General features: G+C 45.0%; 8 protein-coding genes and 1 tRNA gene. All 9 read right to left on the bottom strand.

Going from position 1 to position 6,828, the window contains the following annotated elements; genetic code table 11:
- Positions 1–76 (bottom strand) — tRNA-Lys (locus tag ACP7FG_RS10950).
- Between the two features lie 131 nt (positions 77–207).
- Positions 208–918, bottom strand: coding sequence for a tol-pal system protein YbgF (ybgF, locus tag ACP7FG_RS10945; protein ID WP_439226382.1), 711 nt, complete (start codon positions 916–918; stop codon positions 208–210).
- A 69-nt stretch (positions 919–987) separates the two neighbouring features.
- Complete coding sequence (gene pal / locus ACP7FG_RS10940; RefSeq protein ID WP_054486859.1) at positions 988–1,524, bottom strand: peptidoglycan-associated lipoprotein Pal; 537 nt, start codon at positions 1,522–1,524, stop codon at positions 988–990.
- Between the two features lie 51 nt (positions 1,525–1,575).
- On the bottom strand, positions 1,576–2,925 hold the full coding sequence (tolB, locus tag ACP7FG_RS10935) for a Tol-Pal system beta propeller repeat protein TolB (protein WP_439226381.1): 1,350 nt from the start codon (positions 2,923–2,925) through the stop codon (positions 1,576–1,578).
- 11 nt (positions 2,926–2,936) lie between these two features.
- Positions 2,937–3,854: a cell envelope integrity protein TolA gene (gene tolA, locus ACP7FG_RS10930; protein ID WP_439226380.1), complete on the bottom strand. Its 918-nt coding sequence runs from the start codon at positions 3,852–3,854 to the stop codon at positions 2,937–2,939.
- 2 nt (positions 3,855–3,856) lie between these two features.
- On the bottom strand, positions 3,857–4,285 hold the full coding sequence (tolR, locus tag ACP7FG_RS10925; protein ID WP_054486855.1) for a protein TolR: 429 nt from the start codon (positions 4,283–4,285) through the stop codon (positions 3,857–3,859).
- Positions 4,282–4,992 (bottom strand): protein TolQ, encoded by a 711-nt coding sequence (tolQ, locus tag ACP7FG_RS10920; protein WP_224797959.1) that lies wholly within the window; start codon positions 4,990–4,992, stop codon positions 4,282–4,284. The genes tolR and tolQ overlap by 4 nt, the downstream gene beginning before the upstream one ends.
- 3 nt (positions 4,993–4,995) lie before the next feature.
- Positions 4,996–5,406 (bottom strand): tol-pal system-associated acyl-CoA thioesterase, encoded by a 411-nt coding sequence (gene ybgC, locus ACP7FG_RS10915; RefSeq protein WP_224797958.1) that lies wholly within the window; start codon positions 5,404–5,406, stop codon positions 4,996–4,998.
- Positions 5,407–5,803: 397 nt separating this feature from the next.
- On the bottom strand, positions 5,804–6,823 hold the full coding sequence (ruvB, locus tag ACP7FG_RS10910) for a Holliday junction branch migration DNA helicase RuvB (RefSeq protein WP_054486848.1): 1,020 nt from the start codon (positions 6,821–6,823) through the stop codon (positions 5,804–5,806).
- Positions 6,824–6,828: the final 5 nt, after the last annotated feature.

The raw sequence follows: 6,828 nt of genomic DNA, 5'->3' as shown, positions 1-6,828 counted from the left end.
TGGTGGGTTGTGCAGGATTCGAACCTGCGACCAATTGATTAAAAGTCAACTGCTCTACCAACTGAGCTAACAACCCAACGCCAATTTTGCTGCCGTTTCTGCTTGGCAACGGCGGCATAGTTTACTGAAATAGTGCGCGTATGCAACTGAAAATTGAAAAAAACCGTGCAACTGCTCAAATCACGAACACATGTTGCTCAGTTGTTACTAATTAAGGCGCTGTTTTGCCAAATTAGCTTCGGTACTATCTGGGTATTCTTTGACCACTTGTTCATAATAAGCCTTAGCATCTGCCGACTTATTCTGTTCACTAGCTATAGCACCTAGTTTCAGCAAGCAGTCGCCACGCTTATTACTATCCGGGTAATCGTTTACAACAGTCTCAAATTGCTGTTTCGCTTCGTTGTATTCACGTTTTGCAAAAAACAACTGCCCGAGCCAGTAATGCGCATTTGCCGCATAGGTCGAATTTGGGAAGTTTTTAAGAAAGGACTGAAATGCGGGTATCGCATCATCATAACGTTTATCTTCAAGAACTAATGCAATAGCCTTGTCGTAAGCGTCATTCTCACTCAAGTTAGGAGAATAGCTGCTGCCGTCTGTTTGTGTAGGAACCTGCTCTAGATCGTCATAGTTGCCAGTCACTTCATTACTCTGACTATTGTTCTGCTTCAAATTACTGAAGCGACGATCAATTTCCTTATACAGCTCGCGCTGGCGCTCTAAAAGTTGCTCCAGACGATACTCATGCTCTTCGGTTATGCCTCTTAACTCAGCAACATCTTGCTGCAGAGAGCCTAACTGATTCAGCATTTTAAGTTGAGCGTCTGAGCGAGCTTCGAGCATACGCTCAATTTGCTCGAGACGTTGCTCAACATCACCTGAAGATGACAATCCAGAAACAGGTGCCTGGGCCATAACGGCCCCAGGCACACACAAACATACAGCTAACAGCGTTTTTCTCATGTACTATCCGCTTTTCTTAGATTAGTAAACTAAAACGGCACGACGGTTTTTGGCGTATGCGCGTTCGTTTGATTCGTTTACCATCGGCTTCTCTTCACCATATGACACAGTAGAGGTTTGAGAATCCTGAACACCTAAGTTATGCAGGTAGTTTTCAACCGCTTGAGCACGACGCTCACCCAACGCAATGTTGTATTCAGGTGTACCGCGTTCATCGGTATGACCCTCAATAACAACTTTTACAGACGGGTTTTTCACTAAGTAGTCAGCGTGAGCTGACAACAAGTCAGTGTATTCTGACTGGATGTTAGATTTGTCAAAAGCGAAGTAAACGATGTGTTCTTTACGTAACGCTTCCATTTTCTCTTGACGCTCTTCTTCCATCGTTTTAGCGCGCTCTGCTGCTCCAGTTTGAACACCAGAGTCTTGCTCAGCTTGTTGATTGGTCTCTTGACCTGCACCTGCACCTGAATCAGTTTCTTGATTTGAGCTACAAGCGGCCAGAGTTGCCATTGGTACAACGATTGCCAGAGCTTTAAAAAGTTTATTAAGCTGCATCCTTTTCGTCCTTATCGTTTTATCGAACAATTTAACCATTCAGGCTGTGTTTTACATGTATGGCGACCAAGCCGGTGACTTCACTTCACCATCGGTTGCCGGTAACCGTGCTTTAAAACGCCCATCGATAGAAACCAATGCCAGTACTTGTTTGTTATTATGCGTTGTACTGTAAATAACCATACTGCCATTTGGTGCCACACTGGGTGACTCATCTAATGCCGTTTTTGTTAAAACTTGCATATTCCCACGCGGGAATTCTTGTTTAGCGATATGGTAGTTGCCTCGTGTTCTGTTAACTAAAACCATATCCTTGCCAGACGGTACTATTGTACCACCTAAATTCTGTTCACCTTCAAAGGTTAACCTACGAACCTGACCTGATGATAAATTTACGCTATATAACTGTGGTCTGCCACCTCTTTCTGAGGTGAAAATTAAGGATTCACCATCAGGCGTCCAGTTAGGCTCTGTATCAATCGTACGATTACGAGTGATACGTTGCAAGTCCTTCGTATTAATATCAAATACATAAAGCTCAGGATTACCATCCTTTGATAACACCATAGCTAATTTTTTACCATCTGGCGAGAAAACCGGACTTCCGTTAATACCCGGAAACGATGTTGTCTTTTCCCGACGGGTGGTGTAGATGTCCTGTATGAATATTTCCGCCGTTTTGTTCTCAAAACTGACGTACGCAAGCTTGTTTCCATCAGGAGACCAGGATGGTGACATGAGAGGCTCCGGACTACGCAGCAGGATTTTCTCATTCGCTCCGTCATAGTCCGCTACTGCCAGTTTATAAGGATAACGGTCTTCGTGATTCACTGTCACATAAGCAATTTTAGTCATAAAGGCGCCGCGTTCACCCGTTAACGCCTCATAAACCACATCGGAAATTCGATGCGCATAAGAACGAAACTGGTCGCCATCGATAACGCTTGAACGAGAATCGAGAATATGGTCATTACTCTGAACTAATTCGCCATTGCGTAACATTTGCGAATTACCGCCCGTAATTTGTCCTCTTAGCACATCAATAACTTCAAACTTAACCATGTAACGATCAACAGAGTATGGCTCTATCGAACCTACTAAAATCGCCTCAACTCCCATTTTCGCCCATGCAGAGTAATCAATGTCGTCATCTGCAGCCGGACGTTGCGGCATGGCGCTTGAAGGAATTGGATTAAACTTACCACTGCGCATCAAGTCAGCCGCAATTACGTCGGTAAGCTCGCTCGGAGCTTCACCTTCGCCCTTCCATTCAAACGGCACAACCGCAATTGGTCGTGCGGTATCAATACCTTCCGTGATGACGATTTCCAATACCCCTGCGCGAGCAATAGCTGTTAGCGCAACAAAGAGTAATAAGCTGTTAATTAATATTTTTTTCATCGGTCACCTTGTTACAACTGCGGTTTTACAGTCAGTTTAATCGTACTCATTTGTTCATAAATTTCTGGATCTTCAGAAACCGGCAAGGTTGTCGCCTTCAATACCGCGTTCTGGGCTGAGCGACAAACGTTCGCATCGCCACTACCTGTGTCTACTGACTTAACGAACCCACTCGGTGCAACCCTGATAGTCAGTTCACAAGACTTACCACGCATAGAGTCATCAACATTCCAGTTACGCTGAATAGTTTGCTGAATAAGTGCCTGATATTTTTCAACTTCACTCATCACCTGTTGGCGTCGTGCGGCCTGACGCCGGGCTCGTTCTTCTTCCATCTCTTTTTGCAGTTGCGCTTCGCGCTCTGCAGCTTCACGCTCCGCCTGCTCGCGCTTACGGCGTTCTTCCTCGCGCTTACGCCGCTCCTCTTCAGCTCGGCGCTCAGCCTCTTCTGCTTCGCGCTTACGCCGCTCCGCTTCTTTTGCGGCAGCTTCTGCTTTAGCTCTTTCCTGGGCTAACCGTTCCGCTTCTTTTTTCTCTCGCTCAGCCTGCTGTCTCGCTTTTTCAGCTTCCTGCCTTTCCAGCTCTTGCTGACGCTGAATCTCTTTTCTACGCTGCTCTTCTCGCTCACGGGCTTTACGAGCTTCCTCGGCTTGTCTTTCCAGTCTTTCTATTCGACGTTGCTCAGCCGCTTCTTGTTCAGCTTTTTTCTGTCGAATTTTATCGGCCTGTTGCTGTACTTTCGATTTATCTACAGTAACTGCGCTGACAATTTCCTCAGACATGCCGAGTTCGCTTTGATCAAGGTTGACTTCCATCGCTTCAGGCGCTGATGGCGTAAATTCAAAGCTGATCAACAACACACCGGCTATCACGGCATGAATCGCAATCGAATATATCAGCGGTAAGGTTAAGCTATCTGATTTTGCCACAACTAATTATCCGACGAATCTGTCATTAAGCCGACTGAAGGCACACCTGCTCTTTGCAGTAACACCATCAGTTGTACAATTTGATTATACGATACCGCACCATCACCGTTCACCATTACGGGTGTATCGGGTTCAACTTGCAAATGCGCCGCAACCAGTGTTGCTAACTCGTCCGCCTGCATAGGCGTATCCTTGCTATCACCCTGATTGAGATAATACCGGCCTTCAGCATCAACTGACGCGACTAGTGGCGGTTTACTTTCCTCAGAAAGTGGCTCTGCGGTTGCTTTTGGTAAGTCGACCTTAACACCCTGCGTAATTAATGGCGCTGTTACCATGAAAATAATAAGCAGAACCAACATCACGTCGATATAAGGAACCACATTAATTTCCGCAACCGGCTTACGACGCTTGCGCGGCATTACCATCATACCGTTTCGCCCTCTACTTTACTCTTTCCTGCCTGCGCCGAAGACTGACGTTGTAATATCGAGATGAATTCATCAATAAAGTTCATGTATTGATTATCTACTTTTTCAACGGTTGTCGTAAATCGGTTGTATGCAATAACGGCCGGTATAGCAGCGAAAAGACCCATAGCGGTAGCGATAAGTGCTTCAGCGATTCCCGGAGCAACCATAGCTAAGGTTGCTTGCTGTACGGCACCTAAAGCGATAAAAGCGTTCATAATGCCCCAAACGGTTCCAAACAAGCCGATATACGGGCTGATAGAGCCAATGGTCGCAAGAATTCCCAGGTTATTATCTAACTTCTCAGTTTCTCTGGCGTGTGCAACACGCATTGCACGAAACGCACCTTCAAGCATTGTTTGTGTATTTGTCGTTGAATGGTTGCGCAGCCGGGCATACTCTTTAAAGCCCGCATGAAATAATAACTCCAGACCTCGCGCGTTTTTCGCACGGGCCGAAATTTCCTGATAAAGGCGAGCAAGATCGACGCCTGACCAAAAGCGGTCTTCAAATTTTAGCGCATCGTTTCGTGCTTGCTTCAGCACTTTCTTGCGCTGAAAAATTAGCACCCAGCCCCAGACTGACATCGCCAATAACATTACCATTACCAGCTTTACTAATAAGCTGGCCTGCATGAATAAATCAATAAACGATAACTCTGCTTGCACGCTTTAAACCCCTGACTGAATACGCGAAATTATCGGTTCCGGAATAGCAACAGCACGCATTGCCTGATTATCAATGCAAGCGGCTACAACTGTTGCCTGGCAATGTACTCTGCCATCCTTCGCCAAAACTTTTTGTTCGAAAACCAATGAAGCTTTCTTTATCTGTGTAACTTTTACAGTCACATTCAACTCGGCATTAAACTTTGCTGCCAGTCGTAAATCGAGTTCAACCTTACGAACCACAAAAGCGATATTGTGAGCTAACCAAGTATCCTGTTCAATCCCTAACGATCGTAACCACTCTGTCCGTGCTCTTTCAATAAACTTGAGATAGTTGGCATAATAAACGATACCACCTGCATCCGTATCTTCGTAGTAAACACGAATCGGCCATTCAAAGTCACAATGAGACATTACCACCTCAAGTAAAGTTCCGAAAAGTTACTGTTGTGTAATATTTTGTAAAGAAGCCTTCAAAACTGTCACTGGTCACTTTATCAACAGACTTTTTTTTATGACAGTATTGAAACACAAAAATAACAACATGTTGTTTTTTATAAACTTTATTTCATTGTTATAAATATGTTGCGCTTTTTTTAGTCAACAAAAATCAATTCCAGATTAGTTTTTTTAATTCGAACATCTAATTTTTCTTGTTTGATCAGAATCAGATTAACCTTATAATACTCAGCATATCAAAGACAAAGAGATTGGTTGTCACTTTTTCTGAGATTGTTTATTGAGTAATAGTTCCCTGGATTTAACTTCCTTCTTGTTGTTCTGTTTGCCCGCACATTGTGCGGGCTTTTTTTTATTTCTCAGGCTTTAACCCAAAATGCTGATAAGCGCGTGGCGTAGCTATCCGGCCTCTCGGTGTTCGCTGTAAGAAGCCTTGTTGAATCAAGTAAGGTTCAAGCACATCTTCAATTGTATCTTTCTCTTCACCTATTGCCGCCGCCAAATTATCTAACCCTACCGGTCCACCGGTAAATTTTTCCATAATGGCTAATAACAGCTTCCGATCCATATAATCAAAACCAGCCTGGTCAACATCCACCATGGTTAAAGCTGCATTTGCAGTGGCTTCATCAACATCACCATTACCTCTGACCTCAGCGTAATCCCGTACTCGGCGCAAAAGTCGATTGGCGATACGAGGCGTACCTCTGGAGCGACGGGCTATCTCCCTTGCGCCTCCATCCAGCATTCGGACATTCATAAAGTGAGCGGAGCGCGCTACGATGTCCGTTAATTCATTAACATCGTAAAACTCAAGACGTTGAACAATACCGAAACGATCCCTAAGTGGTGAAGTTAACGCTCCCGCCCGGGTCGTTGCACCAATTAACGTAAAAGGTGGTAAATCCAATTTGATAGAGCGGGCAGCCGGACCTTCGCCTATCATGATATCCAGTTGGTAATCTTCCATGGCAGGATAGAGAATTTCTTCAACAACGGGACTCAGCCGATGAATCTCATCAATAAATAAAACATCGTGTGCTTCCAGGTTTGTCAATAGGGCCGCCAAGTCTCCGGCTTTTTCGAGAACAGGTCCTGACGTTGTTTTAATACTGACATCCAACTCGTTAGCGACAATGTTTGCGAGTGTGGTTTTCCCCAACCCTGGCGGACCAAATATCAATAAATGGTCAAGGGCTTCCTGACGTTTACGCGCGGCCTCAATAAAAATGCCCATTTGCTCAACCACGTGCTTCTGGCCGGTATATTCCGCCAAAGCTTTGGGTCGTATAGCACGGTCAACGGCTTCATCTTCACCTTGTACATCGGGCTCAATGAGGCGTTGAGTGGGTATCTGATCGGCTTCAATCATTGGAC

The organism is Idiomarina sp. ST10R2A5, from assembly GCF_051842325.1.
Classification (GTDB): Bacteria; Pseudomonadota; Gammaproteobacteria; order Enterobacterales; family Alteromonadaceae; genus Idiomarina; species Idiomarina abyssalis.
This window is presented reverse-complemented; position numbering and strand designations above follow the sequence as displayed.

Bases quoted from the DNA above. Each gene is read 5' to 3' on its own strand.
- ybgF (WP_439226382.1), bottom strand. From the start codon at position 918: ATGGCCCAGGCACCTGTTTCTGGATTGTCATCTTCAGGTGATGTTGAG.
- pal (WP_054486859.1), bottom strand. From the start codon at position 1,524: ATGCAGCTTAATAAACTTTTTAAAGCTCTGGCAATCGTTGTACCAATG.
- tolB (WP_439226381.1), bottom strand. From the start codon at position 2,925: ATGAAAAAAATATTAATTAACAGCTTATTACTCTTTGTTGCGCTAACA.
- tolR (WP_054486855.1), bottom strand. From the start codon at position 4,285: ATGATGGTAATGCCGCGCAAGCGTCGTAAGCCGGTTGCGGAAATTAAT.
- ybgC (WP_224797958.1), bottom strand. From the start codon at position 5,406: ATGTCTCATTGTGACTTTGAATGGCCGATTCGTGTTTACTACGAAGAT.
- ruvB (WP_054486848.1), bottom strand. From the start codon at position 6,823: ATGATTGAAGCCGATCAGATACCCACTCAACGCCTCATTGAGCCCGAT.